Here is a 25,815-nt window from a genome sequence, read left to right on the forward strand (position 1 = left end):
CTCAACAAATCCGCGGCAATTGCTCGCCCGACAGCCAATCGACGATCCGGCCTCCGCCGAAACTCGTCGCCATCTGCACGAAATGATGGTCGTCGGCGACGGCTTCGCCGATGTCGGCGGCATCGCGGCCGAGCGGGTGGCGCCGCATGGCGGCGAGCACGGCACCGGCGACGTCGGGCGCGACAATCGCAACCAGCTTGCCCTCGTTGGCAACATGAAGCGGATCGAGCCCGAGCAGTTCGCAGGCCGCCGCCACGCCCGGCTTGACCGGGATCTCCTCCTCGACGAGATGAAAGCCGAGCCTCGATTGCTGGGCGATCTCATTGAGCGTGGCGGCGAGCCCGCCGCGGGTGGGATCACGCATCAGCCGGATACCGGCGCCACCGGCTTCGACCATCTCGGCGACGAGATCGTTCAGTGCCGCCGAGTCCGAGACGATCTCGGTCTCGAAGGCGAGATTTTGCCGCTTCGACATGATCGCCACACCGTGATCGCCCAGGGTGCCCGAGATCAGAACGTGATCGCCGACGCGCGCGTTCTCGGCCGACAGATCGAGCCCGTCAGGCACAATTCCGACCGCCGATGTCGAGATGAACAGGCCGTCGGCCTTGCCGCGCTCGACCACCTTGGTATCGCCGGTAATGATGTGGACGCCGGCCGTGCGCGCCGCCTCACCCATCGATTCCGCAATCGTCTTGAGGTCGGCGAAACGAAACCCTTCCTCGATGATGAAGCTCGCCGAGAGATAAAGCGGCTTTGCACCGGCCATGGCGATGTCGTTGACCGTGCCGTGAACCGCGAGCGAACCGATGTTGCCGCCGGGAAAGAACAGCGGCGAGACCACATAGCCGTCGGTCGTCATCACCATGCGCCCGGCGCCGACATCGAAGGCCGACTGGTCGTTACCGCGCGCCAGCCATTCATTGCCAAAGGCTTCGTGGAACAGCCCCGAAATCAACTGCGCCATGGCCCGGCCGCCCGAGCCGTGGGACAGGTCGACGCAGCCGTTCTTGATATCGAGCTTGCGCTGATAGGCCTTCATGACGCCCGCCTCTGCTGATGGTCGCGGAAACGGCCGTAGGTCCAATGCGCCGCGCAGGCGCCTTCCGAGGACACCATGCAGGATCCCATCGCCGTCTCCGGCGTGCAGACGGTGCCGAACAGCTTGCAGTCGACCGGCTTCTTCACCCCGCGCAGGATGGCGCCGCATTCGCACGCCGGGTTGTCGTCGACGCGAAGCTCGTTCATGCCGAAGCGGACCTCGGCGTCGTATTTCGCGTATGAGCGCTTCAGCTTCAGCCCGCTATAGGGAACCTGGCCGAGCCCGCGCCATTCGAACTGGTCGCGCAGCTCGAAGATGTCGGAGACCTCCTCCTTGGCGCGCAGATTGCCGTCGCGCGTGACCGCGCGGCTATACTGGTTCTCGACCTCGTGCCTGTTCTCGTTGACCTGGCGCACCAGCATCAGGATTGCCTGCATCATGTCGAGTGGCTCGAAGCCCGAGATGACCACCGGCTTGCCGAACTCTTCCGCGAAGAACTCGTAAGGCGCCGTGCCGATGATGGTCGAGACGTGCGCCGGCCCGACGAAGCCGTCGATCTCGACGCGGCCGATGTTGCGGATATCGGGACTCTCCAGAATGTTCTGCATGGCCGGCGGGGTCAGCACGTGATTGCAGAATACGCTGAAGTTCGAAAGCTGCTTCTTCTCGGCCAGCCGGATCATCACCGCGGTCGGCGGCGTGGTGGTCTCGAAGCCGATGGCGAAGAACACGACTTCGCGCTCCAGGTTCTCCTCAGCGATCCTGACGGCGTCGATCGTGGAATAGACCATGCGGATGTCGGCGCCCCGTGCCTTCGCCTTCAGGAGCGAGGCGCCTTGCGATCCGGGAACGCGCATCAGATCACCGTAGACGCACAGGATCACCTCGCTCCGCTCGGAAAGCCGGATTGCCATATCGATGCGCCCGGCCGGCAGCACGCAGACCGGGCAACCGGGTCCATGGATCATCCGCACGTTCTTCGGCAGCATGTCTTCCAGGCCGTAGCGCGAGATCGCATGCGTGTGGCCGCCGCAGAACTCCATGAAACGATACGCCCTTTCCGGATGGGTCTCCGCGCGAATCGCCCTCGCGAGCCCCAGCGCGATCTCCTTGTCGCGAAACTCGTCGGCATATTTCATGGCGCCGCTCCCTGTCCCTCGACGCTCAGCTCGCGCAACAATTCGAGCGTACGCCGCGCCTCTTCCGGATCGATCTTGGTCAGGGCATAGCCGACATGGATGATCACGTAATCTCCCACCGCAAGGTTCTCGATCAGGGCGACCGAGATCTCCTTGCTGACGCCATCAATCGAGACGATGGCCATCTCGTCGGGCAGGAGTTTTGTGACCTCGGCCGGTATCGCGAGACACATCAGGCGGTTCCTTCCAGATCTTGCTGTTCGAGGAGTGTTAGCGCGGCAATCCAGGCCTGGCCCAGGCTGAGGCCGCCGTCGTTGGGCGGCATCTGGCGCGGCAGCAACGGCGAGAGGCCGGCCGCGATGCAGCCGCGCTCGATCTCGTCCGACAGGATCGCATTGAGGAAGCAGCCGCCGCTTAAGGCAACAATGGTGATGCCCGTCGCGCGCGCGGCCCGGCCGATCCAGTCGACGCAGGCCGCGGCCAGCGTGCCGTGGAACAGCTCGGCGCCTTCGACCCGATCGGTGGTCGCACTGGCCAGGCGCCCGAACAGCGGAGCCAAGGACAGCACGCCGTGCTCGATGATCCAGCCGTCTTGCGCGATGCGCGGCGTGCGCACCAGCGCTTCCAGCTTCATCGCAGCTTCGCCCTCGTAGCTCTGCACTGGGCAGAGGCCCAACAGCCCCGCCGCCGCATCGAACATCCGGCCGGCACTGGTCGTCGTCGGCACGCCCGGCTGGTCCAGCATGGCGCCAACGCGTGAGGCCTGCAGCTGTGCGGTGAACCGCGTCGCGATCGCATCACCTCGCCCGAGGCCATGCAGCACGCTCGCGGCCATGCGCCACGGTTCGCGCGCGGCACGATCGCCACCCGGCATCTTCATCGGCGCCAGATGTCCGAGCCGCCGGAAGCGAGCGCCATCGCATGCGAGGAGCTCGCCGCCCCAATTGCCCCCGTCGGAGCCATGGCCGAAGCCGTCGAGCACCAGGGCCAGCGCCGGGCCTGCGGTGCCATGTTCAGCCATCACGGAGGCCGCATGGGCATGATGGTGCTGGACCGCGATCAGCCGCTTCCTGCTCGCCTCGGCAAAGAGCGTCGAGGCCATGTTCGGATGCAAATCATGGGCGACGACGACCGGCTCAATGTCCAGGGTCGAAAGCAGATGGTCCACCGTCTCCTCGAAGAAGCGGACGCCCTCCGCAGTGTCGAGGTCCCCGATGTGCTGGGAGACGAACGCCTCGTTGCCGCGCGTGACCGTCACGGTCGATTTCAAGGCGCCGCCGACCGCCAGGATCGGCGGCACGGACCGCGCCAAGCGAACCGGCTCGGGCACGTAACCGCGGGCGCGGCGGATGAATTGCGTCCGGCCCCCGATGACTGCCGTCACGGAATCGTCAGCACGGGTGACGATGTCGCGGTCGTGCGTGACGACGAGGTCGGCAATGCCGGCAAGGCGTCGCTCGGCTTGCCGATTGTCGATCAGGAGCGGCTCGCCGCCGGGATTGGCGCTGGTGGTAACGATCGCCCAGCTGTCGCCGACCCGCGCGTGCGCCACGTTCAGTGCGCCGAAGATCAGGTGATGCAGCGGCGCCACCGGCAGCATGACGCCGAGACGAGACAGCTCCGGTGCGATGGCCGGCGCGAGCCGATCGCGCGATCGCATCAGGACGATGGGCCGCGGCGAGCTCTCGAGCAACGCGAGCTCGGCACTATTGGCGTCTGCGATATCCGCAACCGCGTCCACCGATCCGACCATGACGGCAAAGGGCTTTTGGTCGCGCTGCTTGCGCTGCCGCAGCCGCCGCACGACGCCATCGTCGCGCGCATCACAGAGCAGCTGATAGCCGCCGAGCCCCTTGATCGCGACGATTTTGCCCCCGGCAATCGCGGCCGCAATATCCGCGATCCCACGGCTGAGCCTTGGGCCGCAAGCCGGGCAGGCAATCGCCTCGGCATGGAAACGGCGGCTGCTGGGGTCGGCATAGTCGTCCGCACAGGCTCTGCACATCGCAAAGCCCTTCATGGCCGTGGCCGAGCGATCATAGGGCAGCCGCTCGGCAATGGTGTAGCGCGGGCCGCAATGCGTGCAGTTGATGAACGGATAGCGATAGAAGCGGCTGTTCGGGTCGAACAGCTCGCGCAGGCATTCCTTGCAGGTGGCGGCGTCGGCGACGATGCGCGTCGACACCCTGCCCTGCTCGCTGGCGCGGATGCAAAACCCCTCGCTCGCCACCGCCCCGACCGGGTGCACCGAGATTTCGTCGATCCGGGCAAGCGGCGGCTTTTCGAGCGGCAGCGCCGTGATGAAGTCGGCGGCGCGCTCACCCTCGACCTCTATGATGACCCCGTGGGGATCGTTGGCGACGAATCCGCCGAGACGATAACGCGTGGCGAGACCGTAGACATAGGGACGAAACCCGACGCCCTGCACGGCGCCGCGCACGTGCAAACGCAGTCTCCTCACCTCGGGCGCGCTCGTCCCACCGTTCATCGTCATCCTTGCATAGCCATCTCGGCCTGCTTCGCCTTCGCCCAGCGCCTGCGGATCCAGGCATAGAACGCCGAAAATCCCTCGCCCGTACGCGCCGACACCGTCATCACCTCGATGTCGGGGTTGACCCGCCGCGCATATTCGACGGTCTTGGCAAGGTCGAAATCAAGCACCGGCGCGAGATCGATCTTGTTGATCAGCATCAAGGACGCTGCCGCAAACATATCGGGGTATTTCAGCGGCTTGTCCTCGCCCTCGGTGGTCGAGAACACCACGATCTTGCAGGCTTCGCCGAGGTCGAATGCCGCGGGACAAACGAGGTTGCCGACATTCTCGATGAAGAGAATGCCGCCGTTCAGCCAGGGCAGCCGATCATAGGCCTGGCCGACCATGGCGGCATCGAGGTGACAGCCTTTTCCGGTATTGACCTGGATCGCCGCCACGCCGGTGGCGCGGATACGTTCGGCATCGTTGGAGGTCTGCTGGTCGCCCTCGATCACGCCAATCGGAAAGCTATCCTTCAATTCCGAGACCGCGCGAACCAGCAGCGAGGTCTTTCCGGCGCCCGGGCTCGACACCAGGTTGAAGGCAAGCACCTCGTCGGCATGGAAGCGCGCACGATTGTCGGCGGCGAGCCTGTCGTTCTTGCCGAGAATGTCGCGCTCGACCTGGATGATGCGGTCGCTGCTCATGCCGGCGATCTCTTGACCTGCCGGATTGGCGCCGCAATCGAGCAACCCCGCCTCATCGGGCGCATGATCATGGTGGTAAGGGTGAGCATGATCGTGACTGTGCCCTTGACCGTGATGATGATGGTGCCCACCGTGACCATGGTCATGATCATGATGATGGTCAGGCGCGTGTTCGATAGACGCCTTGCCATCGCTGCAGCCGCACACCGTACACATCAGTCGACCTCCAGTTCCCTTACGCGCATCTCTTCCCCGCCCGTCACCTGCAATTGATAGCCGCCACAGGAGGGGCATGGCTCGTAACGCTGCTTGATCTCGACGCTCTCTGAACAGGCCATGCACCAGGCCATTCCCGGCGTCTCGACGATCTCGAGCCTTGCGCCTCGCGCGATGGTCCGTGCTGCGACCGCCTCGAAGCAGAATTTCATCGCCTCCGGCGCGACATGACTGAGCGCACCGATTTCGAGGCAGACGACGTTCACCTTGGTGAAGGAACGCTTGCGCGCTTCCTCCTCCACGATGCCGATGATGCCTTCGCAGAGCGCCATCTCATGCATGGCCCACCTCGCGAAAATCGAGCTTGAAACCGACGCAGGGGTCGAACGAGCCGACCAGCGCGCGCACCGCGTCCTGGCCGCGCCGGCCGGCGGTCAGCATCGCTCCCTTGAGGTTCCGGACCAGCGGTCCGCGGGCGTGAAAATTCCACTCGGTCGGCGCCAGGAATTCAAAATTGACGAGGCGGTCGTCCTGGTCGAGCACCACGGCGTGGTAGAGCCGGCCCCGCGCACATTCGACCGCGGCCGCCGCCCTGCCTGTGCCGAGCCGATAGCTCGCGACGACGCCATCGTCGAGATCTTCGGCGCCTCGGTCGAGCCAGGCGCAGAGCCGCGCGACCTCGGCGATGCGCGCTGCGAGGCGCGCGGCCGAGCCCGCCGCCGGCAAGGCGGGTTCGCGCCGCGCCCATCGCGCCCAGACACCGGTTTCCGGAACTTTACCGCAAAGCTCCGGCGCGTCGGAATAGGCGGCCCCGCCGGCAAGCAGGCGCGTAACGACGTCGACATCGTCAGCCGCCGTCAGGAAGGATTGCTCGGTCGATAACGGCGACAAGTCCTCGCCCTCGCAGCGTTCGACATGGACAGCGAGCGCGCTGCCCGGCGCGAGAGCCCCACCTTCACCGGCAATCCCGAGCGCTGCGAGCGCCGCCTTGATCTGTGCCACGGCCTCCCGCCGCAAGGTCTCCGACACGCCTTCGCTGGCGCCGCCGAGGACCGTGCTCGCCTGCATCATGGCGCGCACGGCGGCAGCGCTCGCGCTATCGAGCGCGAGCCGGCCGACGAACAGGCTCCGCAACAACTCGGTCAGCCGCTCGGCAACGACGGCCGTGATGCGGCGGCGCGCCGCAGCTTGCGTCGCCTGCTGCCCCTGCGCGGCCTCGACCGCCGACAGGAACGCCACCTGATGCGCGACCGAGCAAAGCGAGAACAGCCGCGGCAGCACCGGAAGCAGGGACTCCGCCGGCTTTCCCGCAAACAGTCGTGTCAACGGCGGCCGGCTGCGTGGCCGGATCGCGACGTCAGCAATCGTGCCGCCGGCAAGCCACACCGTGATGTCGATCTCGTTGCGGAAGGCCAGGGTCATCCGCGCCGCTCCGTCAAAGCACCGCGCAGGAAGTTACGCCGATCGATCGGGGTTGTCGCGGGCTCGCGGCGACGAACCGCCTCCTCGCTGTCTGCCGGCAGCATCAGCTCGGCGATTGCCGCTTCGGCCGTCGCCCGCGCGGCGGCCATGTCGGCGAACTGGAACATCGGCGAGAACAGCGAGCAGCTTGCGATGCGGCCCATCTGTCCGACCTCGCTCAGGGTGAGCTCGATATCGCCTGCGGGAAAACGGATCTGCAGGGTCGTGCCCGAATTCTCCCGCGTAGCACTCGCCGGCATCACGACGTTCATGAACCATGGCGTGACCATGATGCCGACGATCGTGCCATTGAACCGGCGGAAACCGACCGCCTCGACGCCGAGCGCATCGTTGTAGATCGGCAGATCGCGCATCGCGCGATCGCCGATATCCCGATAGCTTCCGGCCAGAAGCTCGCCCCACGCCACGGCGTCGGCGTCGGGATTTGGCGCGGCCCCCGTCATGCTTCGATCGCCATGAATTTGGATTTCGGAGCATCGCAGTTCGGGCAACGCCACTCCTCCGGCAGCGCCGCGAATGGCGTGCCAGGCGCGATCTGGGCCACCTCGTCGCCGTCGACGGGATCGTAGACGGTCCAGCAGATGCCGCATTCCAGCCGGGTGGCCTCGGTGACGTCCTGACGCACGCCAAAATTCTCGAAGGCGCTCATTTGAAATAGGCCTCGATGATTTCCTGCAGCCGCTCGGCGGAGTCCTCGAAATCTTCGTCCGCGGCCAGCGCGACGGTCGGCACGCCGCCGACTTCGAGCGTATCGAGAATGATGGTGTCCATGGCGTTGAAGAACTGCACCGACCAGACATTGCGGATGCCCGTCGACAGCACCCGGCAGGTGCCATAGCCGCGCGACACCAGCTGGATCGGTCCGTTGCGGATCGTGTCCTGCAGGAAGCTCATGTCGACCGGGCTCATCGGCAGCAGCGTGAAATTGATGATCTGCGAGCGGATGCCGGGCCGCCAGGCCAGCGCGCGCTCGCGGATTTCGGCGAGCACCGGCAGCACGTTCATGGCGCCTTCCGGCACCGGCCCGATCTCGAAATCGGCGGACGTCAGGTCCGCGGCCGCTCGCTTGACGATCTCCGGGACGGCGCCGATCTCGAGATATTCGGAAGCAGCGTCGGTCTCGAGCCGCACGCGCCAGATTCCCGCCAACACCGATTCCTGGATCTGGGCCAGCGACCCGTCGGGCAACGCGACGACCCCGCCGACCTCCCCTTCGCCGAGCACGTCGGCTATGAGTTTGCTCTCGAGCTCGTTGAGATTGGCGAACCGGAACAGCTGCGTCGGAGCATCGGCCTTTTGGCCCGCGATGGCTTGCGCGATCGTCGAGAGCAGCGCAACCGCGTTCGGGCAGCGCTTGGCAAGTTCAATGCTGTCGAGCGTTGCTAGCTTTGCCAGCGCGCCGGCCGCCGTCAGGCTGCCTTGCGATGCATTGAGACTCTCCTCGCCGATCGGAAACACGCTGACCGGTTGCTCGGCGCCTTCGGGCGCATCCCAGAATCCGACCTTCATAGCTCGACACCTTGCGCGCGATGCTGGGGAACGATGGTGACGGCGATTGCGGCGGCCTGGCCGCGCGGACGGTCGATCAGCTTGATGATGCGGTCGATGTAGACCGACCAGTCCTGGATCTTGGCGATCAGACCCAGCGTCTCGCCCTTGGCCACGAGGATCAGCGACGGCTGCACGCGCACGCCGAAACGTTGGCCAAGTGCGCTCTCGTCGCCGCGGGCGATGACCGCACCGCGCAGGCGGCCATTGAACGCGGTGATCAACTCCGGCAGCACCACGGCGACGTCGATCGCCTCTGGGAACCGGTTGGGATCGCCCGCCGACAGCAGCACCGCGACCGCGCCGGCCTCGTCGGCCGCGCCAAGAAAATGATCGACCGTCGCGGCACTGACCTCGGGCAGGCCGTGCCGCGTCAGATCCTGCTTCGCCACCTGGAATTCCATCAGACCTCCCCTGACAAGCTTATGATTTTGGTCGGGATAGGATTAGCAAGGCACATGCCAGGGACATTCCAGCAGGTCTAAAGAGCTATCTATTTGATTTAGATCATTGATTCTCAGGCGCCCGGAACCGCACATCCATCAATGATAAGCTACTTTCCGATCTGGATGGAATCTATCTTGGCAGCTGGAAAGATGACTTCCAGGCAGCGCCTCGGCGCCGCGAGGCCGATCCGGCGGCGGAGGGCGGTCACAGCTAAAGGAGGTTCGTTTATTCCGACCGGAGATGAGCGGGCAGTTGCGGCTCGCGGTCGATCAGGTCCGCGAAGAAGCGGTCGCAATCCTCGCCGTCGAGCGCGGCACCAAGCCCGTCGATCGCAGCGCCAATCAGGCGCGCCTCGTCCTCTTCCAGAAGCCGGATCGCGGTATCGATAAAGACGAGCACATGCGCGCCGGCCGGCGGATTGGAGAGCAGCAACATGGAGACGCGGCGCTGCTCGCCGCGAAATTCGCACAGCGCCGACGTTCCGTCGGTCTCGACGATCGTCATCGGCAGGCCGAGGCACATCGCGCTTTCTCCAAAGGCCAGCCGGTCAGGCCAGCCGCATCTCGTAATTGGCGTGGTCGATGTCATTGGCGAGCAACCGCTCGGTGTCCGCCAACGGCACGCTGCGGCGGCTCACCGTGACGTCCCACTCGGCCAATATCTGGCAGGCCAGATCGATCGCGGGCGCGATCTGGTCGCGCACCGGAGGCGTCAGCGGCCCGCCCCAGTCTTCGAGATCGAGCGGCTGGCAGCCGATCAGCACCAGATGCTTCGGGCATCTGCCGAGCAGATCGGCCGCACTGATCACTTCCTGGAAACCGGTCTGATGCAGGCTCATTTTCTTGGCTCCGGTGAAACGCGGAACCTCGTCGTCGCGCACCAGCTTCAATTCACCGGGCTCGAGGCCATAGTCGATGGCGTCGAACACGATCAGGCGGTCGGCCTCTTCCAGATAGTTCACGAGGTAGAGACCTTGCGTACCGCCGTCGAGGATGGTGACGTTGTCAGGCACGGCATAGCGGCGGTGGAACTCCTCCACCGTGCGCACGCCGAAGCCTTCGTCGGCCCATAGGATATTGCCGATGCCGAGCACCAGGATGCGGTCGCGTTGCGAAGATGTCGGCATCGGTCAGGTTCCCGTTTTCAATCGCGGAATTGCCGCTCGCCGGAGACCATCGAGGAGATGATGCTCTGGCGCGACATGATGTCTTCGCGGACCGCGGCGTAGATGTGCACCATCACGAACACGACCAGCGCCCACATGCCGAGATGGTGCCAGGTGTGAACGTCCTGGCTGTTCGGCCAGATCGCAAACACCCAGCCGAACAGCTTGTGCTGCCAGCTGTCGATCCCCGCGCCTTCCGAATAGAGCGCAAAGCCGGTGACGATCATGAAGGCCACGAACAGCGTGAAACCCGTGAACATTGCGGTTTGCGCCAACGGGTTATGGCCGACATACATCTTCGGCTCCCGCTCAAGAAACGCGTACCAGCGGATCTCATGCAGCACTTCCTTCCAGAACTGCTTGCGATGAACCGGAAGGTAGAAGATCTGCCGGGAGTGGTGATTGCCGACGAAGGCCCACAGGATACGCGTGAGGAAGAAGACCGCGAGCACTTGTCCGGCGGCGAAATGGGCGAAGCGGATGTAGCCCATCACGAAGTTGTCGGACGCCTCGCCTGCGACCGTCGGCAGCGGCGTTCCAATCAAATAACCGGTCACCATCAGCACGAGAATCGAGAACGCGTTCACCCAGTGGCAGATCCGCACCGGCGCTTCGTAGACATAGACGGTGGGTCGGCCCACCGCCCGTTCTCCGGAAGCATCGGCTGCGAGCGCCGCGAGATCCGGCCCTGTGTCCGGGCCGGGAGCAATGGCGTCCATCATGGCTTCCTCCTACCTGACCTTGACCTTGGCGAGTTCCTGGCCGTCCGGGCTCATGACGTGAGTCGAACAGGCAAGGCACGGATCGAAAGAATGGATCGTGCGCAGGATCTCGAGCGGCTGCTCCGGATTGACCATCGGCGTGTTCATCAACGACGCCTCGAAGGCACCGATGTTGCCCTTGGGATCGCGCGGCGAGCCGTTCCAGGTGGTCGGCACCACGCACTGGTAATTGTCGATCTTGGTGTCCTTGATCTTGATCCAGTGCGCGAGCGCGCCGCGCGGCGCCTCGGTGAAACCGACGCCCTTGGCCTCTTTGGGCCAGCTCTCCGGCTTCCATTTGTCGACGTTGGCGGTCGAAGAATCGCCGGCCTTGATGTTGGCGACGAGCTTGTCCTGGAAGTAGCGCATCTGGCGGCCGGCCCAGACGGATTCCAGCGCGCGCGCCGCGGTGCGGCCGAGCGTCGAGAACAGCGCCGACGTCGGCAGGTTCAGATCCTTCAAGAACTTGTCGACGGGATCTTTGAACTCGGCCTTGTTCTGCGCGTAACCGACGATCCAGCGCGCCAGGGGACCGACCTCCATGGCGTGTCCCCTCCAGCGCGGCGCCTTGATCCACGAATATTTGCCGGCCTCGTCGAGCTGCTCGATCGCGGTCTTGGTGCCCTTCGCATTGGCGCCCAGCACGTAGTTGGGCTCGGTGACGCCGTCCCAGGGATGCAGGCCCTTGGTCTCATCAGGATATTTGTACCAGGAGTGCACCACGAATTCCTGGATCTCATCCGGATTGGCGTGATCGACCGGAAACACCTCGGACAGATTTCCGTTGATGATGGCCCCGCGCGGCAGCTTCAGGCTCTTGGCGGAATAGTCGTTGGCATGCTCGGGCACGTCGCCATAAGAGAGCACGCTCTTGCCGGACAGGCCGCCACCATACAGCCAGTCCTTGTAGAACGAGCCGATCGCCGCCACGTCGGGCAGATAGACCATCTCGTTGAACTCGATCAGGCGATCGATGATCGAGGAGATCAGGTTCAACCGCTCCATGCTGATGGCGCCGACCGCGCCGGTCCCGTCGACGTTGATCGGACAGGGCACACCCCCGACGAGCCAGTTCGGATGCGGGTTCTTGCCGCCGAAGATGGTATGGATCTTGACAATATCTTTCTGGAAATCGAGCGCTTCAAGATAGTGCGCCACGGCGATCAAGTTGGCCTCAGGCGGCAGCTTGTAGGCCTTGCTGCCCCAATAGCCGTTCTTGAACGGTCCCAATTGCCCGGACTCGACGAACTTCTTCAACCGGGTCTGCAAATCCTTGAAGTAGCCGGGTGAGGACAGCGGCCAGTTCGAAATGGACTGCGCCAACGTCGAGGTCGCGCGCGGGTCCGCCGAGAGCGCGGAGACGACATCGACCCAGTCCAGCGCGTGAAGGTGATAGAAATGGACGATGTGGTCGTGCACCTGCAGGGCGAGCTGCATCAGGTTGCGGATCGAATTGGCATTCTCCGGAATGGTGATTCCGAGCGCGTTCTCGACCGCGCGCACCGATGTCAGCGCGTGCGTGCCGGTGCAGACGCCGCAGATCCGCTCGGTGAACGCCCAGGCGTCGCGCGGGTCGCGGTTCTTCAGAATCACCTCGATGCCGCGCCACATCGTGCCGGTCGAGACCGCGTTGCGGATGACGTTGTCGGCATCGACGTTGACCTCGACCCGCATGTGACCTTCGATACGGGTCACTGGATCGACGACGATGCGTTTGCCGGAATTGTCGAGATTGAAGCCGTTGGGAGTCTGGATGCCCATGATTGCCCTACCCTAGTGTGTCTCTTTGCTCAGCTGTTGTGGTCGACGTCTTCGCGCTTCGACGCGAGCCGCTTCACCGCCGTCACTGCCGCATGTGCGGCCACCGCGGCACCGACCGCGCCGGCGGCCGCCATGCCGATCTGATCGGCGTTCTTCTCGATGCCGAACTGCTTGATGGTGGTGAGACGGTCGTAGAACGAGCCCTTGTCCCAGAAGCCGTCCTCCGAGCAGCCGATGCAGCCATGACCGGACTGGATCGGGAACGAGACGCCGCCGTTCCAGCGCACGGTCGAGCAGGCGTTGTAGGTGGTCGGGCCCTTGCAGCCCATCTTGTAGAGGCAGTAGCCCTTGCGAGCGGCCTCGTCGTCCCATTCCTCGACGAACTGGCCGGCATCGAAATGCGGCCGCCGGTAGCACTTGTCGTGAATGCGCTGCGAGTAGAACATCTTCGGCCGCCCCTGGCGGTCGAGCTCGGGCAATTTGCCGAAGGTGGTGATGAAGGTGACGACACCGGTCATCACCTCGGCGATCGGGGGGCATCCCGGCACCTTGATGATGGGCTTGTTGGTGATCACCTTGTCGATCGGCGTTGCTTGCGTCGGATTTGGCTTTGCCGCCTGCACGCAGCCCCAGGACGCGCAGGCGCCCCAGGCGATGATCGCCATCGCGTCCTCGGCCATCAACTTCAGCTTCTCGACGAACGGCTTGCCGCCGTCGATGCAAAACATGCCGCCCTCGTTCAACGGCGGATTGCCTTCCACCGCGAGGATGTACTGGCCTTTGTGCTTGGCGCGGGTCTCATCGAGAATGGCTTCCGCCTGGTGGCCCGCCGCCGCCATGATGGTGTCGTCATAATCGAGCGAGATCATCGACAGCACCGCATCCTTCACCAGTGGATGCGCGGACCGGATGAAGCTCTCCGAACAGCAGGTGCATTCGAGCCCATGCATCCAGATGACGGGTACGCGCGGCTTGGTCTCGAGCGCGTTCGCGATGCGGCTCGCCGCCAGCGGCCCGAGCCCGAGGCTCGTCGCCGTCAGGCTGCAGAACTTGTGAAAGCTCCGCCGCGTGATGCCTTGCCGCCTGATCACGCTGTAAAACGTTTCCGTCGCCGTGCCCATGAATCCTCCCGCCTTCGGCTTTGACTTTTCGATGACGCCAAAGACAGCAAGAAGCAGGCCAACAGCCTGGAGCGATTCAAATGTAGAGAGATTCCAAAACGTTACGTATTGGAATTGCTCTCACGGCTGGTGGGAAGGACACCAAAAGGACGAGAAGCGGAAACAACTCGATTTGCAGTCGGCAAGAAAGTTTCCGGCTAGTGCGCGGTGCACACCATGCAGGGATCGAACGAACGCACGATGTGCTGGATCGCAACCGCGCGCGCGCCGGCATCGCCGACATCGGTGCCGACCAGCGCCTGCTCCAGCGGCCCGCCAACGTCGAAGGAATCGCGCGGCGAAAAATTCCAGGTGGTCGGTGCAATGATCTGGTAGCGCTCGATCCTGCCGTCCCGTACCGCCATCCAGTGCCCGAGACTGCCGCGCGCGGCCTCGACCAATCCGACATAGCTGCCGTTGGGGATGTCGCGTGAATTGTGGCAGAACGGCTCCGATAGGCGGAGCGCGCGCGTCCACTGCTCCATGGCAAGCGCGATGCGCGCCGTTTCGATCAGCCGCGCGATCACGCGGTTGGGCACATTGGTCCCGCTGACCGATACGAGATCCGCAATCAGCGCCTGTCCCGCCACCGTCTGGCGCGCGATGGCGCCGACCTCGATCGGCTGACCGGACAGCCGCGGCGCCTTGCACCAGCTATAGGCAGCCGGCTTGTCGGGATCGGGGACCGTGCTGCTGTGGGCGGGATCCGCGGAGGAATCCCGCATCCAGGCGTGCGAGACATCTTCCGTAATCTGCGCCAGAGGCAGCGGCTCGATCGCAGCGCGCGGGCCGAACAGGCCGCGCGGAAACAACTCGCCGTCGATGCCATGATAGGCGCCGTAGCTCATCATCAGGCCCGTGCCCCTGCCGAGCTTGCTCAACGCGAGACTGTCCGCAAGCCGCAGGAAATGGGCAAAGTCGCCGCCGCGGCCGTCACGCCAACGATCGAGCTCGTCCGCACTGGCAATCGCCAGCACATTCTCCAGCGAATCCGCGAACACGATGCGCTCGAGGAAGCTTCGGAACGCCGTCGCGATCGACAGCAGCCGGACGCGCTCGCCGAGATCGATGGCGCGCGTCGTGCCGCCGGGCTGGAACGCGAGGCTATGTGGCCATTTCCCGGCGATGATGCCCATGGTCTCGAGCAGCCGCGCCCGCGCCGGCAAGGCGTCGCGCGCCGCGCTGCCGCGGGTCGCGGCAAAGCGCTCGCGCGTCGCCGCGTGCCAGTCATGCCTGGCGTAGGCTTCGCGGGCAAAGTCCGGCATGAAGAAGATGTAGAAATGGGTCAGGTGGTCGGCCGCGTTCTCCGCGGCATGCGCGATGTTGGTGGCGAGCAATCCATTGGGCACGGCCTCAATCGCCATGGCGTCGCGCAGGGCCGCGGCTGCGGCCACCGATTGCGAGACCGAGCAGATGCCGCAGATCCGCGGCGCCAGCGCCAGCGCGTCAAGCGGGGGGCGCCCCTCCAAAATCTGCTCGAACCCGCGGTAGAGCGGCGCCGTCACCTCGGCGCGCATGACACGTCCGCTCTCGACGTCGAGCCGGACTTCGAGATCGCCCTCGACGCGGTTGAACGGGCCGATCGTGATCCGTGTCATGGCTTGGTCTTGGTCGTCGCGCGGCCCGGCGGCACAACGATATGATCGGCGGTTGCATTCAGCCGCACGCGTCGCGGCGTCGCGGACTTCGACAATGCGGCGAGCGCGACGAACCAGGCCTTCGGCATGTCGGTCGGCAAGCCGACCGGAATGCCGGCGAGCTTCGCGGTCTGCAAGAAGTTCTGGACGCCCTCGAACCCCGGCGACGTGCAGGCGATGCAGGCATAGCCGCCCTTGGTGCAGGAGCCGCCGCCGTTCCAGGAGCGCTGGTTGCAGTCGCCCACCGCCTGCGTCGCCTTGCACCCGAGATGCTCCATCAGGCAGCCGCGCTCCGACATGGTCTCCGCACTGGCCTTGAACTCGTAGAACTCGTTGCGGGAGCAGCCATGATGGGCGAGATGATTGGCGACGAATTTCGGCCGCCCGTATCCGTCAAGATCGCTCGCTGCGATATCCTTGGTGGTCAGTGCCAAGATGGTTTCCATCATCCAGCCCGGATGCGGCGCACAGCCGGCGACATTGATGACGGGAAGACCGAGCCGGGAGCGGAACGCCGCCCCCAGCGCGCCACCACTATCGGTTCCCTCGAACTGCAGGCCGACGGCATCGGTCGGATTCGATCCTGCGGCCGGTACGCCACCATAGGCCGCGCAACTTCCGACCGCGATCACATAGCCGGCGTGCGGCGCGAGATCCAGCATCCAGCGATAGACGGAACGGTTGGTGCCCGCGAGCATGTTGAAGCGGCCGGTGTCACTCGGTCCACGAGCGACGGACCCTTCCAGCAGGAGAAGGTCGAGCCGTACCTTGCCCTCGAGCACGGATTGCAGGATTTCGACCGCCTCCTCGCCGGTCTCCTCGCTGACGGACGGATGCCACAGCAGATTGACGCCGAACTGACGGAGTTCGTCGAACCAGCCGGAGGCGCCGCTTTCGAGGATCGACATGGTGCAGCCACCGCAACTGGCGCCCTGCAGCCAAAGCACGTTGGTCATTGCATCGGATCGGCTCATCTGATGTCTCCCGGTCGCCCTAGCTTCAACCGCTCATCGACGAAGCGCAAGAGGCTCGTTCGCGCCTCAGTCGTGAGCGCCGGATGCTTCGTCATGCTTCAAGTGCCGCCTGCGGATATTGCGGGTGACGATCCAGATCACGGCGACGGCGATCGGCACGAAGATTGCGGTTGCCAGCGAAGGCTCGACATGCAGGCCGCCGTCATGGGCGCCCTTGGCGAGATAGCCGAACAGGCTGACGACGTAGTAACCGATGGCCGCCACCGACAAGCCTTCGACCGTGCTCTGAAGCCTCAATTGCAACCGGGTGCGGTCGTTCATCGAGCGCAGCAGGTCGCGATTCTGCTCCTCGAGCTCGACGTCGACGCGTGTCCGCAACAAGTCGGCCGCGCGCGCGAGCTTGATCGACAGGTCGGCCTGCCGGTCCTCCATCGTCGCACAGGTGCGCATCGCGGGTGCCATCCGGCGGGCGAGGAAGGAGGACCAGGTCGGATAGCCCGCGATCTCGCCGCCTTCGATTACGGCGAGGCGAGCCTGCACGATCTCGTTGTAGGCCCGACTGGCGCCGAACCGAAACAGGCTGCCGGCCGCGCCCTTTTCGAGCGAAGCCGCCAATGCGGTCAGTTCCGTCAAGAGATGGTTGTTGAGCTGGAGGTCTTCGGCGCGTTGCATCTCCTCGAGCACCTCGACGAGCCGCCGGCCGATATGATCGACGGAAGGCGAAAGCTCGAGCGCAGCAGGCAGACCGAGCAGCGCCAGCGTGCGATAGGTCTCGATCTCCAGCACGCGCTGCACGAGGGCGCCGAGCCGCCCCGGCGACAAACCGTCGTTGCAAACAAGGATACGAACGAAGCCCTGATCGTCCGTGCGAAAATCGGATGCGACGACCGCGGGTCCGCTGCGCACCGCGGCGACGGCGAGGCTGCCTCTTTCGAACAGCTGCTGCGCACGTTCCAGGGCCGCCGAGGTCTGCTCGACCTCGAGCTTGACCGCCACCAGCAACTGGCCGGACTGCCGCAGCGACCGGATCAGCGCGGCGGACTCCTCGCCGATCTCGCCGAACCGGCGAGCGGACGTCTCGGAACCGCCCAGGATCCAGGTGAAGGTGCTGAACTCCGAATGTTGCTCCCAGCGCAGCTGAGCGGCATCGATCGTCACCTGGTGATGCTTGGTCCCGGCGTCCGGCGGCGCCTGCCCGTGCGACAAACAGAACGCCACGAACTTCTGCCGGTCCGCGGCAGCGACCTCGCCCTGGCTGAGAAAAGCAAAGCGGAGCACAGTGACCGGCGCCGTCAACCGGGTGAAGGGGCGAGCATGCACCTCGGCCAGCACCGCACCACGTTGCGGATGCAATTCAAAGTTGGCGAGATCGAGGTCACGGTTCATCGACGGTTCCCTGCTACGCTTTCAGGCCGCGATGTGCCGCCAACCTGACCGTTCACTACCACAACACACCCATGTTCTAGCAATCCCAGGATGGCGGAAACCACCTGCGACCCAAGCAAAGCTAGAACGCCCCGGCGATGGTGACCCGAACCGTCAACGGCTCCACGGGATGCAGCACGTAGTCCATCACGCCATTCTGACAGACTGAAGTTGGCGCGGTGCCTGACGTGCAGAGGTTATAGAGCGTATCGGTCTTGAGCAGCGATCGATAGGCATAGGTGATCTGGTTCGCCTTCGTGTTGAAAAGGTTGAACACGTCGAGCTGGAGGCGCCAACCATTGTCGATGCGATAGCCAAGACGGCCGTTGAAGATGCTGATCGCAGAGGAGCGGAACGCGTTGTCCTCCGTCAGCGGGCTCGATGCCAGATAGCGCCAGCGCAAGGTTCCGAACCAGCCGGTCTTCTCGCCGAGCGTGATGCCGGCCGATGCCACCATCGCCGGCGCGTTCGGAACGTAGTTGCCGGGCGCGTTGCCTACTTGCGCCTCGGGATAGCCGGCAAGCGAGACATAGACCGCCGCCTGCTCGCTGTCATAGCCGCGGAGGCGCGCATGGGTCATGGCGAGATCGGCGTCGATGTCGATCCACGATCTCGGCCGATAATGGTTGGTCCATTCAAAGCCGTAGCGGCGGCTGGCGCGGGTCGCCGACGTGTCGCCGGCGTCGCCGGAGAACAGGATTTCGGAATCCTGATCCAGGATGAAGACGCTGAGCGAGCTATCCAGGCCAGGAACGATCCTGCTGCGCACGCCGACCTCCGCCCCCTTGGTCCGCACCAGCAGCGGCGATGGCGTCAGCCTCGTCACGGGATCGCGGGGATCCTCCGTCGTGGTCGGGCCGCGGGCGTCGTTGGAGTGCATGCCGTAGCCGGCGCCGAGGAAGAACTCGGTCTGATTGAATGGGCCGAGCATCATCCTGAATTTCGGGCTGCCGAGCGCGGCATCAATTCGGCCCGAATTGTTGGCATTGAACCGCGACGTGACGTCGGCGGCATAATAGTCGCCGCGCCACCCCACTGTCGTTCTAAGCCAGTCAGTCCAGCGCACGGTATTCTCGGCATAGAGGCCGACGCTGCCCTCGCCGACCTTGTCGCCGCGGACGTTGGAGAGAAAGCCGCGCCGGAGGGTGTTGGTGAGCGCGAGATCGATCGCATCATAGCGCGATTGCAGGCCGAAGGTGGTCTGCATCGGCAGGCCGGCAAACGAACTGTCCAGCGTGCGCGAGATGTTGGCGCCTGCCATCAGGCGATCGTCGTGCTGGTGAAACTGATCGCCGAGCACGGGATCGCTGAGGAAATAGGTGAAGTTGTTGAAGAGATCGAGCTGGCTCTTCACCACATAGGCGTTTGCTCTCCACGAACCGACCTCGTCAGTCTGCGCGATGCGGCCTGACAGTGCGAAACGGTTGGCGTTGCCGCCGTCGCTCGGGTCTTCCGAACCGAACCGATCGAGCAAGCCGCCCGTGATGGCGCGCAGCGGCACCTGATCGGTGGAATTCCATGTGTTCGCGTAGGCCATGCCGGTGACGGACACGCCATCGGTCGCGGTGCCCTGGCTGTAGCGCACGAGACCGTTGAGCTTCCGCACATTGTCCGGATTGTCCCACGGGCCATTGTAGGTGCCGATCTCGCCGGCCACGAGCAACGCACCATCACCAACCTTGGCGGAGTCCATGCCGAGCAGACGGCGATAGCCGAAGCTGCCGGCGGTGACCTGCGCCAGTCCCTTGGTGCGGTCGATCAAACCGACATGGACGCTGCCGACCGAGGCGAAATCGCCTTCGTCGGCGAAGTACGGACCCTTGCGCACATCCACTTCGGCGATCGTTTCCGGAATCAGCCAGTTGAGATCGGCATAGCCCTGGCCGTGCGCGTGGGTGCGCATGTTGACGGGGACGCCGTCGACGGTGATGGCAAGGTCGGTCCCATGGTCGAGATTGTAGCCGCGCAAGAAATACTGGTTGGCTTTGCCTTCGCCGGAATGCTGCGTCACGATGAGGCCCGGCACGGCTTCGAGCGCTTCGCCCGGCCGTGTGAAAGGGTGGGCGTTGAGCTCTTCGCCAGAGATGGTGATCTCGCTGGCCATGCCAGGCTGGTCCTTTGCACCCGCGGCAACGCTGCGCACATCCGAGGCCTGCGCTGCCGCTGGATACACAAAGATGCGGTGGCCGGCCGCGGGCGGCCTGCCGGTGCGGCGCGGTGCAACTGGCCTCTTGCGCCCCGGCGTTTCGCTGCCATCGATCTCGATCGCCGGCAGCTCGCGTGAGGTAGGACTGCTCTGCGCGAAGGCGCGGCCGTCATCCGCGAGCAGGACCAGGGCCGAGAGTGCCGTCAGCGCGCCGCCGCCACGACCGGGCTCACGCCGCTTCGGTCGCATCGGCGCATTCCAGAGCCTCCGTTGCAGCGGGGTGCCGACCGCCCTCGAAGATGCGACGATAGAGCACGACCGAGACGAGCCAGGCGATCGCGAACAGCGCGATCACGGCGAAGCCGACATTGGCGAGCGACTCGTTGAGGCCGTCGACCAGCGTCCAAACGCCCCCGGACAGGCCGAGACGGTCGGCGGCGAGCCCGAGCGCCTCGATGCCGCCGATCAACAGGGCGACCGTCACCGAGGCACCGGTGATCGTGAGGTTGTACCAGAGCTTTCGCAGGGGATCGACGAACGCCCATCGATAGGCGCTCACCATCAGCGCGGAATCGGCAGTGTCGACCAGCGCCATGCCGGAGGCGAACAGCGCAGGGAAAACCAGGATATCTGCAACCGAAGCGCCGCGCGCGGCTTCGGTCGCAGAGATGCTGAGCAGGCCGATCTCGGTCGCCGTGTCGAAGCCGAGCCCAAACAGGAATCCGAGCGGATACATGTGCCAGGGTTTTGTCACCAGGCGGAATAGCGGCCCGAGCAGTCGCGCGAGGAAGCCGCGATTGGCGAGCAGCGCCTCGAGCCCTTCGGCGTCGTGAACACCCTGCTCCCGTGCGGCGCGAAACGTCCGCCACAGGCCGGTGAAAATGACGAGATTGATGGCCGCGATCACGAGCAGGAACAGCGCCGACACCGATGTGCCGATGAGGCCGCCGATCTCCCTGAGCAGGCTGTCGCCGCCAAGGCTGACCACGCCGAACGCAAGCAATATGGTCGCGACCACGACAATTGTGGAATGGCCGAGCGCAAAATAGAGGCCGACGCTTTGCGGCGCGCCACCTGCCTGCATCAACTTGCGCACGACATTGTCGATGGCGGCGATGTGATCGGCATCGACGGCGTGGCGCAGACCGAACACCCAGGCCAGCAGCGCAGTCGCCAGCACCGTCGGCCGGTCACCGAACAGGGCGAAGGCCCAAACCCATGCGGCGATGTTGGCGGCAACGAGCCCGCCGAACAGCACCATCGTGCCGGATTCGATCGCCCGCAAACTCCGCCTCACCGCTTGCTCCATCCGCCTCATCCCGCAGTATGACGTTTATCAAGAACCCTCATACTGGCAAGAGCAAGAGCCGCGCCACTTTCAACCTGGCGGCCGAAAGGCACACGGAAAGGAAAGTCACCTCATTGATTCAATGGGGGATTTTTGGTCGCCCTCCGCACGGTGCGGGAGCGGCATGCGGTGCTTCGATTGGCAAGCAACTATCCACTTTGCCGACCAAGTTGACGGTCCGCGGATGCGTTGCCGCCAACTGCTTCCACCACCGCGCCTTCACGAAGGCGCGCAGGTGGTTCACATGTCCACAGTCATCGACAGCAGATAGGTGCGCGGTGCTCCCAGGAAGAAGGTTCCGAACGAGGCCACGCTGGACCAGTAGCTCTCACCGGTCACATTCTGGATGTTTGCGCGGAAGACCGTCTTCCTGCCGTTGATCGCCGTGGTGTAACGGGCGCCGAGATCGAGCCGCGTCCAATCCGGGATGGGCTGCTTGTTCGCGGTGTCGATGAACTGCCTGCCGGTGTAGATGACGGCTCCATTCAAAGTAAGATCTCTCATCCACGGCAGGTCCCACTCCACGCCAATATTGGCCTGGATGTTCGGAACGCCGATTGGCGTGTTGCCCACATTGGCCGCGACGGCCGTCTTCGTCAGGGTGCCATCCAGCAGCGAAACGCCTCCGAGAACACGAACATCCGGCATGAGCTCGCCGTAGACGTTGAGCTCGAGCCCGCGGACTTGTTGTTCGGCGGTCGCCGCGAAACGCCCGGCGGACAGCTCGCCGCTCGCCTTCGATATCTCGAAGGCGCTGAAGGTGGTCGCGACCCGGCCGAAGTCCACCTTGATGCCGGCCTCGTACTGCTTGGCGACGTAGGGTTGCAGCACTTCGCCGAAATTGGACGCGTTCTGAGGAGCAACGTCGCCCCTCGCGAGACCTTCGACGTAGTTCGCGTAAAGAGAGACATTTTCCAGAGGCCGGACGACGAGGCCGACCACCGGGGTGACCGCGCTCTTGTCATAGGACGACGTCAGCGTCCCGACATTGGACAGGTAGTTGTTCGCCTCGATGCCCTGGCGCCGGACACCCAAAGTCAACAGCACCCGCTCGTCGAGCACGGACAAGGTGTCGGCGATCGAGAGCCCCGTGAGTTCGCTGTCCGAGAGCCGCGGGCGATCGCTGATCTCGTTGGCGAACTGGGTCGGCGCGACGGTCGGATCGTAGATGTTCGACCCGACCAGGCTGCCATTGGTCAGCCGCCGGTACAGAGCGTCATGATAGACCGAGGCCTGGAAGGCGACGGCGTGATGGACGAAGCCGGTATCGAAGCGAGCGCGAAGGCCGCCATCATAGGTGGTTCGATCGATGCTGAGTCCGAAGAACTGGGGCGTCGAGGTGGTGTCGCCGCGCGTGTTGACGATCGTCGGAAGACCGAAGAACCGCTCGACATTGGTCCTGGAGCCGCCGACATCCGCAAACAGCGTGACCTGATCGCTGACATCGTATTCGGTCCGCAGCAAGGCGGATTGGTCGTTGATGCGCGACCATTCCCAGGGCTGGGTCACGTTCAGCCGGCCGTCCGGCGCCTTTGGCACCTGCAGGCCGGGAGCCATCAGAAAGGGACGCGACGGAGCATCGAACCGGTCGGTCTGCGCGATCAGATAGAGCCAGGACCTGAACCGTTCCCCCCGATAGTCGAGAGCCAGCGATCCGACACCCGTCGTCTCGGATTGACGATCGATGGGCGTGTCGCCGTCGCGGAGGCTCCCGCTGGCCCGTACACCCCATTCCTTGCCGTCGCCGTAGCGCCGCGCAACGTCCCAGTGACCGCCAAAGCGTGCAGCCGAACCGTAGCTTGCGGTCAGGCGGGTCAGGTCCTCCTCCGCGCGTTTGGGCACGACGTTGATGATCCCGCCAACGCCGCCATTGGGCGCCATGCCGGAGAGCGCGGCTGAGGGACCTTTGAGCACCTCGATGCGCTCGACGTAGTCTGTGAAGATGCGATATGTCGGCGCTATTCCATAAAGGCCCTCGAAGGCGAATTCACCGTTGTTGCCTTCGTTGATCGGAAATCCACGAATGTTGAAGGAGTCCACCACGCCGCCCGTCGGGTGGGAACTTCGCACCGATGGATCGAGGATCAAGGCGTCCGCACCCGTTGCCGCCTGTTGATCCCGAATGAACTTTTCCGTGTAGCTCGTCACGTTGAACGGCGACTTCATCGTGCTGGTATTCCCGAGTAGTCCCAGCCGCGCGCCTTGCGCGACCTGACCGCCGGCAAAGGTGGGAACGACACTCGGTTGCGATTGCACGGCGACGGTTGGGGCCTGCGGGGCGCGCCGCGGCGTCGATCGGGCCCGGGCGTCGTTTCGCCTGGGTGGCGCACGGCGGGCCGACTGTTCGGCCGGCGCTTCGACAGTCACCGGTGGAAGGGAGTTGCCGCCTTGCGGCGCTTGAGATCGAGCAGGCGATCCGAACCACGCCAGCAACGCCACACCACCTACCAGCGCCGCAGCAAAGCGAGCCACCGCACCAACCCCACCCCTACGTCGCATTTCAAGGAAGCCCTTCCTCAATGCACGTGGTCGCCGTGAAGCGGCTCACGCGCAGCCAGCGGCGATCACGGATCGAAGATCCCCTCTTCGCATCCGAGCTCGACGCGCATGGCCCGTCATTCAACTTCTTGCAGGCTCGCACTTCGCGTTGGTGGCTTTTGTCTTGTCAGCCACATCCGATTGCCAGCAATCTGCATCGCCTCTTTAGGAAGACGCTCGCGTGACGGCAACGCAAATGCGTGCGCAGCGATTTAGAATGTCTCGATCATCCGCGATGTGGCGCAGCTAAAATCTGGAAAGATTCCAAAGCGTTTTTCAAACAATTCCAATCAGTGCTGTTGAAATTTGGCAGAGAGAATAGAGAGCGCGATCGTCAAGAACGGTCTCTCTCGCTCTCAGCCTGAGCGACCTCCTCTGAGGCTGGAGCTCAAGTCCGGCATTCGACGCTTGTCTGCCGTGAATTCGATTTGGCTTTCGTCTGCATCGCAAGCTCGAATCCGCATGCGACGTGCGGAGCATGTTGGACGTCTCAACGAACATGGAACCGATGGCTGTGAAGTGGCTCACATCCAAAAGGACAATCCGGATGTATTCGTCGTGCCGGGTGGAAATGACAGACGGAGATGCGCGTGAAACGCCTCATGCTCTCGCTCATTGCAGCCCTGGTTCTGGCCGGTGCAGCCAGCACTATACTCAAATCGCATGCCCTGCTCCGCTCCGGTCAGAGCGGCATGGCGTCCATTCAGGACATGCAGACAGGTCAAACGGCCCGGCTGCCCGAACAGGACATCCAGGACCGCTCCGTCTTGTTTGGCAAAGAGCCGGCACCATAAGGCCGGCCGCTTCAGGCTGCGCGTCCTACTCCGCCGCGGCGGTTGCAGGCTGCGGTTGTCCGTCGTTCGGCCCGGTTCGCGCGTTCTGCTCGTCGAGCCAGAGCCTGTGGTGCTCGCGCGCCCAGTTGACGTCGACCTCGCCCGAGCCCATGGCCTCGAACGCACCTTCCATCCCGATGGTGCCGATATAGATGTGCGCGATCATCGCCGCAACAAACAGGACCGCCACGATCGAGTGGACGATCTGGGCCATTTGCATGCCCTCGATTCCCGTCCCGTAGAACGGGAACATCAGCGCATAGCCACTCGTCGCGACCAGCCCGCCGCCGATCACGACGATCCAGTAGATCATCTTCTGGCCGCCGTTGAAGCGATAGGCCGGCGGATGGTCATGCCCGATCAAGCCCCCGCCGCGCTTCGCCCATTCGATATCCACCTTGTTCGGGATATTGCCACCGATCCACATCAGGAAAATCAGGATGACACCGAGAGTGAACGGAAAGCTCAGGTAATTGTGGGCGAACTTCGCCCATTGCGACCATTCCGAGAAAGCCTCGAAGCCGATCAGCGGCAACAGCAACGGCCGGCCAAACGTGATGTTCAGCCCGGAAATCGCCAGGACGATGAAGCAGGTTGCCGTCAGCCAGTGCACGAAACGCTCAAACGCGTTGAAGCGCACGATGGTGCGCCCCGACCGTCCGGCTTCGAGACGCACCATCCCGACGGTCAGATAGAAGATCACGATGGCCGCAATCATGCCGAGGATGGCAATGCCACCGATCCAACGCAGCGTCACGTTGCGGAATTCCCGCCACTCACGGCCCTGCGGCTGCTCGAGAACGCCGGAACGTTGATCGGGAATGCTGACGCGTCCCTGAATCCGGTTGAACTCCTGCAGAAGCTGCTGCTCCTTGACCGAGCTTGCCGTCGGATTGACCTGTTGTGCGCTCGCGGGCACCGCCATGACCAAGAGAAGCAGCGCGAAGGCGCCCAGCGCCAGACGAATGAACCTTCCAAACGACGCCATGACGTCCTCCCCGGTATTGCGCGCC

General features: G+C 64.3%; 24 protein-coding genes. 1 reads left to right on the forward strand and 23 read right to left on the reverse strand.

Features of this window, described 5'->3' with window-relative positions:
- Position 1: 1 nt before the first annotated feature.
- The 22 genes from hypE to UNPA324_RS17975 form a co-directional block, all read right to left on the reverse strand.
- Entirely contained in the window at positions 2-1,042 is a 1,041-nt protein-coding gene (gene hypE / locus UNPA324_RS17870) for a hydrogenase expression/formation protein HypE (protein WP_128922507.1), read from the reverse strand.
- Positions 1,039-2,181: a hydrogenase formation protein HypD gene (gene hypD, locus UNPA324_RS17875; RefSeq protein WP_128922508.1), complete on the reverse strand. Its 1,143-nt coding sequence runs from the start codon at positions 2,179-2,181 to the stop codon at positions 1,039-1,041. Before hypD ends, hypE begins: the two co-directional genes overlap by 4 nt.
- The gene (locus UNPA324_RS17880; RefSeq protein WP_128922509.1) at positions 2,178-2,414 is read right to left on the reverse strand and encodes a HypC/HybG/HupF family hydrogenase formation chaperone; all 237 of its coding nucleotides are present in this window, start codon (positions 2,412-2,414) and stop codon (positions 2,178-2,180) included. Before UNPA324_RS17880 ends, hypD begins: the two co-directional genes overlap by 4 nt.
- Positions 2,414-4,675 (reverse strand): carbamoyltransferase HypF, encoded by a 2,262-nt coding sequence (gene hypF, locus UNPA324_RS17885; protein WP_141935230.1) that lies wholly within the window; start codon positions 4,673-4,675, stop codon positions 2,414-2,416. The genes UNPA324_RS17880 and hypF overlap by 1 nt, the downstream gene beginning before the upstream one ends.
- Positions 4,672-5,577 (reverse strand): hydrogenase nickel incorporation protein HypB, encoded by a 906-nt coding sequence (hypB, locus tag UNPA324_RS17890; RefSeq protein WP_141935231.1) that lies wholly within the window; start codon positions 5,575-5,577, stop codon positions 4,672-4,674. Before hypB ends, hypF begins: the two co-directional genes overlap by 4 nt.
- The gene (hypA, locus tag UNPA324_RS17895; RefSeq protein WP_128922512.1) at positions 5,577-5,918 is read right to left on the reverse strand and encodes a hydrogenase maturation nickel metallochaperone HypA; all 342 of its coding nucleotides are present in this window, start codon (positions 5,916-5,918) and stop codon (positions 5,577-5,579) included. The genes hypB and hypA overlap by 1 nt, the downstream gene beginning before the upstream one ends.
- Positions 5,911-6,999 (reverse strand): hypothetical protein, encoded by a 1,089-nt coding sequence (locus UNPA324_RS17900; RefSeq protein WP_128922513.1) that lies wholly within the window; start codon positions 6,997-6,999, stop codon positions 5,911-5,913. The genes hypA and UNPA324_RS17900 overlap by 8 nt, the downstream gene beginning before the upstream one ends.
- Entirely contained in the window at positions 6,996-7,502 is a 507-nt protein-coding gene (hybE, locus tag UNPA324_RS17905; protein WP_128922514.1) for a [NiFe]-hydrogenase assembly chaperone HybE, read from the reverse strand. Before hybE ends, UNPA324_RS17900 begins: the two co-directional genes overlap by 4 nt.
- Entirely contained in the window at positions 7,499-7,708 is a 210-nt protein-coding gene (locus UNPA324_RS17910; RefSeq protein WP_028135612.1) for a rubredoxin, read from the reverse strand. Before UNPA324_RS17910 ends, hybE begins: the two co-directional genes overlap by 4 nt.
- Positions 7,705-8,568: a hydrogenase expression/formation protein gene (locus UNPA324_RS17915; protein WP_141935232.1), complete on the reverse strand. Its 864-nt coding sequence runs from the start codon at positions 8,566-8,568 to the stop codon at positions 7,705-7,707. Before UNPA324_RS17915 ends, UNPA324_RS17910 begins: the two co-directional genes overlap by 4 nt.
- Positions 8,565-9,011 carry a thioredoxin domain-containing protein gene (locus UNPA324_RS17920; RefSeq protein WP_141935233.1) on the reverse strand — a complete coding sequence of 149 codons (447 nt, stop codon included), beginning with the start codon at positions 9,009-9,011 and terminating at the stop codon, positions 8,565-8,567. Before UNPA324_RS17920 ends, UNPA324_RS17915 begins: the two co-directional genes overlap by 4 nt.
- 268 nt (positions 9,012-9,279) lie before the next feature.
- The gene (locus tag UNPA324_RS17925) at positions 9,280-9,576 is read right to left on the reverse strand and encodes a HypC/HybG/HupF family hydrogenase formation chaperone (RefSeq protein WP_128922517.1); all 297 of its coding nucleotides are present in this window, start codon (positions 9,574-9,576) and stop codon (positions 9,280-9,282) included.
- Positions 9,577-9,601: 25 nt separating this feature from the next.
- Positions 9,602-10,180 carry a HyaD/HybD family hydrogenase maturation endopeptidase gene (locus UNPA324_RS17930; RefSeq protein ID WP_141935234.1) on the reverse strand — a complete coding sequence of 193 codons (579 nt, stop codon included), beginning with the start codon at positions 10,178-10,180 and terminating at the stop codon, positions 9,602-9,604.
- Positions 10,181-10,197: 17 nt separating this feature from the next.
- Positions 10,198-10,941 (reverse strand): Ni/Fe-hydrogenase, b-type cytochrome subunit, encoded by a 744-nt coding sequence (gene cybH / locus UNPA324_RS17935; protein ID WP_128922519.1) that lies wholly within the window; start codon positions 10,939-10,941, stop codon positions 10,198-10,200.
- A 9-nt stretch (positions 10,942-10,950) separates the two neighbouring features.
- A complete protein-coding gene (locus UNPA324_RS17940; protein ID WP_141935235.1) occupies positions 10,951-12,741 on the reverse strand; it encodes a nickel-dependent hydrogenase large subunit in 1,791 nt (596 codons plus the stop codon).
- 29 nt (positions 12,742-12,770) lie between these two features.
- Positions 12,771-13,862, reverse strand: a complete 1,092-nt coding sequence (locus tag UNPA324_RS17945) for a hydrogenase small subunit (protein ID WP_128922521.1) — start codon at positions 13,860-13,862, stop codon at positions 12,771-12,773.
- A gap of 197 nt (positions 13,863-14,059) precedes the next feature.
- On the reverse strand, positions 14,060-15,499 hold the full coding sequence (locus UNPA324_RS17950; protein WP_141935236.1) for a nickel-dependent hydrogenase large subunit: 1,440 nt from the start codon (positions 15,497-15,499) through the stop codon (positions 14,060-14,062).
- Positions 15,496-16,512, reverse strand: a complete 1,017-nt coding sequence (locus tag UNPA324_RS17955; RefSeq protein ID WP_141935237.1) for an NADH-quinone oxidoreductase subunit B family protein — start codon at positions 16,510-16,512, stop codon at positions 15,496-15,498. Before UNPA324_RS17955 ends, UNPA324_RS17950 begins: the two co-directional genes overlap by 4 nt.
- A 66-nt stretch (positions 16,513-16,578) precedes the next feature.
- Positions 16,579-17,898 (reverse strand): DUF3422 domain-containing protein, encoded by a 1,320-nt coding sequence (locus UNPA324_RS17960; protein WP_128922524.1) that lies wholly within the window; start codon positions 17,896-17,898, stop codon positions 16,579-16,581.
- A 121-nt stretch (positions 17,899-18,019) separates the two neighbouring features.
- The gene (locus tag UNPA324_RS17965; RefSeq protein ID WP_141935238.1) at positions 18,020-20,332 is read right to left on the reverse strand and encodes a TonB-dependent receptor; all 2,313 of its coding nucleotides are present in this window, start codon (positions 20,330-20,332) and stop codon (positions 18,020-18,022) included.
- Positions 20,313-21,392 carry a HoxN/HupN/NixA family nickel/cobalt transporter gene (locus UNPA324_RS17970; RefSeq protein WP_141935239.1) on the reverse strand — a complete coding sequence of 360 codons (1,080 nt, stop codon included), beginning with the start codon at positions 21,390-21,392 and terminating at the stop codon, positions 20,313-20,315. The genes UNPA324_RS17965 and UNPA324_RS17970 overlap by 20 nt, the downstream gene beginning before the upstream one ends.
- Positions 21,393-21,671: 279 nt before the next feature.
- The gene (locus tag UNPA324_RS17975) at positions 21,672-23,930 is read right to left on the reverse strand and encodes a TonB-dependent receptor (protein ID WP_141938904.1); all 2,259 of its coding nucleotides are present in this window, start codon (positions 23,928-23,930) and stop codon (positions 21,672-21,674) included.
- 623 nt (positions 23,931-24,553) lie between these two features.
- On the opposite strand from UNPA324_RS17975, the gene UNPA324_RS17980 reads away from it, so the two are divergent.
- Positions 24,554-24,763: a hypothetical protein gene (locus tag UNPA324_RS17980; protein ID WP_128922528.1), complete on the forward strand. Its 210-nt coding sequence runs from the start codon at positions 24,554-24,556 to the stop codon at positions 24,761-24,763.
- A gap of 25 nt (positions 24,764-24,788) precedes the next feature.
- Here UNPA324_RS17980 and UNPA324_RS17985 read toward each other — a convergent pair whose 3' ends face one another.
- Positions 24,789-25,790, reverse strand: a complete 1,002-nt coding sequence (locus UNPA324_RS17985; protein ID WP_141935240.1) for a formate dehydrogenase subunit gamma — start codon at positions 25,788-25,790, stop codon at positions 24,789-24,791.
- Positions 25,791-25,815 lie beyond the last annotated feature (25 nt).

The organism is Bradyrhizobium sp. UNPA324, from assembly GCF_006658635.1.
Taxonomy (GTDB): Bacteria; Pseudomonadota; Alphaproteobacteria; order Rhizobiales; family Xanthobacteraceae; genus Bradyrhizobium; species Bradyrhizobium nanningense.

Excerpts from the sequence above, each read along its gene's own strand:
- hypE (WP_128922507.1), bottom strand. The coding sequence starts at position 1,042 with ATGAAGGCCTATCAGCGCAAGCTCGATATCAAGAACGGCTGCGTCGAC.
- hypD (WP_128922508.1), bottom strand. The coding sequence starts at position 2,181 with ATGAAATATGCCGACGAGTTTCGCGACAAGGAGATCGCGCTGGGGCTC.
- UNPA324_RS17880 (WP_128922509.1), bottom strand. The coding sequence starts at position 2,414 with ATGTGTCTCGCGATACCGGCCGAGGTCACAAAACTCCTGCCCGACGAG.
- hypF (WP_141935230.1), bottom strand. The coding sequence starts at position 4,675 with ATGACGATGAACGGTGGGACGAGCGCGCCCGAGGTGAGGAGACTGCGT.
- hypB (WP_141935231.1), bottom strand. The coding sequence starts at position 5,577 with ATGTGTACGGTGTGCGGCTGCAGCGATGGCAAGGCGTCTATCGAACAC.
- hypA (WP_128922512.1), bottom strand. The coding sequence starts at position 5,918 with ATGCATGAGATGGCGCTCTGCGAAGGCATCATCGGCATCGTGGAGGAG.
- UNPA324_RS17900 (WP_128922513.1), bottom strand. The coding sequence starts at position 6,999 with ATGACCCTGGCCTTCCGCAACGAGATCGACATCACGGTGTGGCTTGCC.
- hybE (WP_128922514.1), bottom strand. The coding sequence starts at position 7,502 with ATGACGGGGGCCGCGCCAAATCCCGACGCCGACGCCGTGGCGTGGGGC.
- UNPA324_RS17910 (WP_028135612.1), bottom strand. The coding sequence starts at position 7,708 with ATGAGCGCCTTCGAGAATTTTGGCGTGCGTCAGGACGTCACCGAGGCC.
- UNPA324_RS17915 (WP_141935232.1), bottom strand. The coding sequence starts at position 8,568 with ATGAAGGTCGGATTCTGGGATGCGCCCGAAGGCGCCGAGCAACCGGTC.
- UNPA324_RS17920 (WP_141935233.1), bottom strand. The coding sequence starts at position 9,011 with ATGGAATTCCAGGTGGCGAAGCAGGATCTGACGCGGCACGGCCTGCCC.
- UNPA324_RS17925 (WP_128922517.1), bottom strand. The coding sequence starts at position 9,576 with ATGTGCCTCGGCCTGCCGATGACGATCGTCGAGACCGACGGAACGTCG.
- UNPA324_RS17930 (WP_141935234.1), bottom strand. The coding sequence starts at position 10,180 with ATGCCGACATCTTCGCAACGCGACCGCATCCTGGTGCTCGGCATCGGC.
- cybH (WP_128922519.1), bottom strand. The coding sequence starts at position 10,941 with ATGATGGACGCCATTGCTCCCGGCCCGGACACAGGGCCGGATCTCGCG.
- UNPA324_RS17940 (WP_141935235.1), bottom strand. The coding sequence starts at position 12,741 with ATGGGCATCCAGACTCCCAACGGCTTCAATCTCGACAATTCCGGCAAA.
- UNPA324_RS17945 (WP_128922521.1), bottom strand. The coding sequence starts at position 13,862 with ATGGGCACGGCGACGGAAACGTTTTACAGCGTGATCAGGCGGCAAGGC.
- UNPA324_RS17950 (WP_141935236.1), bottom strand. The coding sequence starts at position 15,499 with ATGACACGGATCACGATCGGCCCGTTCAACCGCGTCGAGGGCGATCTC.
- UNPA324_RS17955 (WP_141935237.1), bottom strand. The coding sequence starts at position 16,512 with ATGAGCCGATCCGATGCAATGACCAACGTGCTTTGGCTGCAGGGCGCC.
- UNPA324_RS17960 (WP_128922524.1), bottom strand. The coding sequence starts at position 17,898 with ATGAACCGTGACCTCGATCTCGCCAACTTTGAATTGCATCCGCAACGT.
- UNPA324_RS17965 (WP_141935238.1), bottom strand. The coding sequence starts at position 20,332 with ATGCGACCGAAGCGGCGTGAGCCCGGTCGTGGCGGCGGCGCGCTGACG.
- UNPA324_RS17970 (WP_141935239.1), bottom strand. The coding sequence starts at position 21,392 with ATGGAGCAAGCGGTGAGGCGGAGTTTGCGGGCGATCGAATCCGGCACG.
- UNPA324_RS17975 (WP_141938904.1), bottom strand. The coding sequence starts at position 23,930 with ATGCGACGTAGGGGTGGGGTTGGTGCGGTGGCTCGCTTTGCTGCGGCG.
- UNPA324_RS17980 (WP_128922528.1), top strand. The coding sequence starts at position 24,554 with ATGCGCGTGAAACGCCTCATGCTCTCGCTCATTGCAGCCCTGGTTCTG.
- UNPA324_RS17985 (WP_141935240.1), bottom strand. The coding sequence starts at position 25,790 with ATGGCGTCGTTTGGAAGGTTCATTCGTCTGGCGCTGGGCGCCTTCGCG.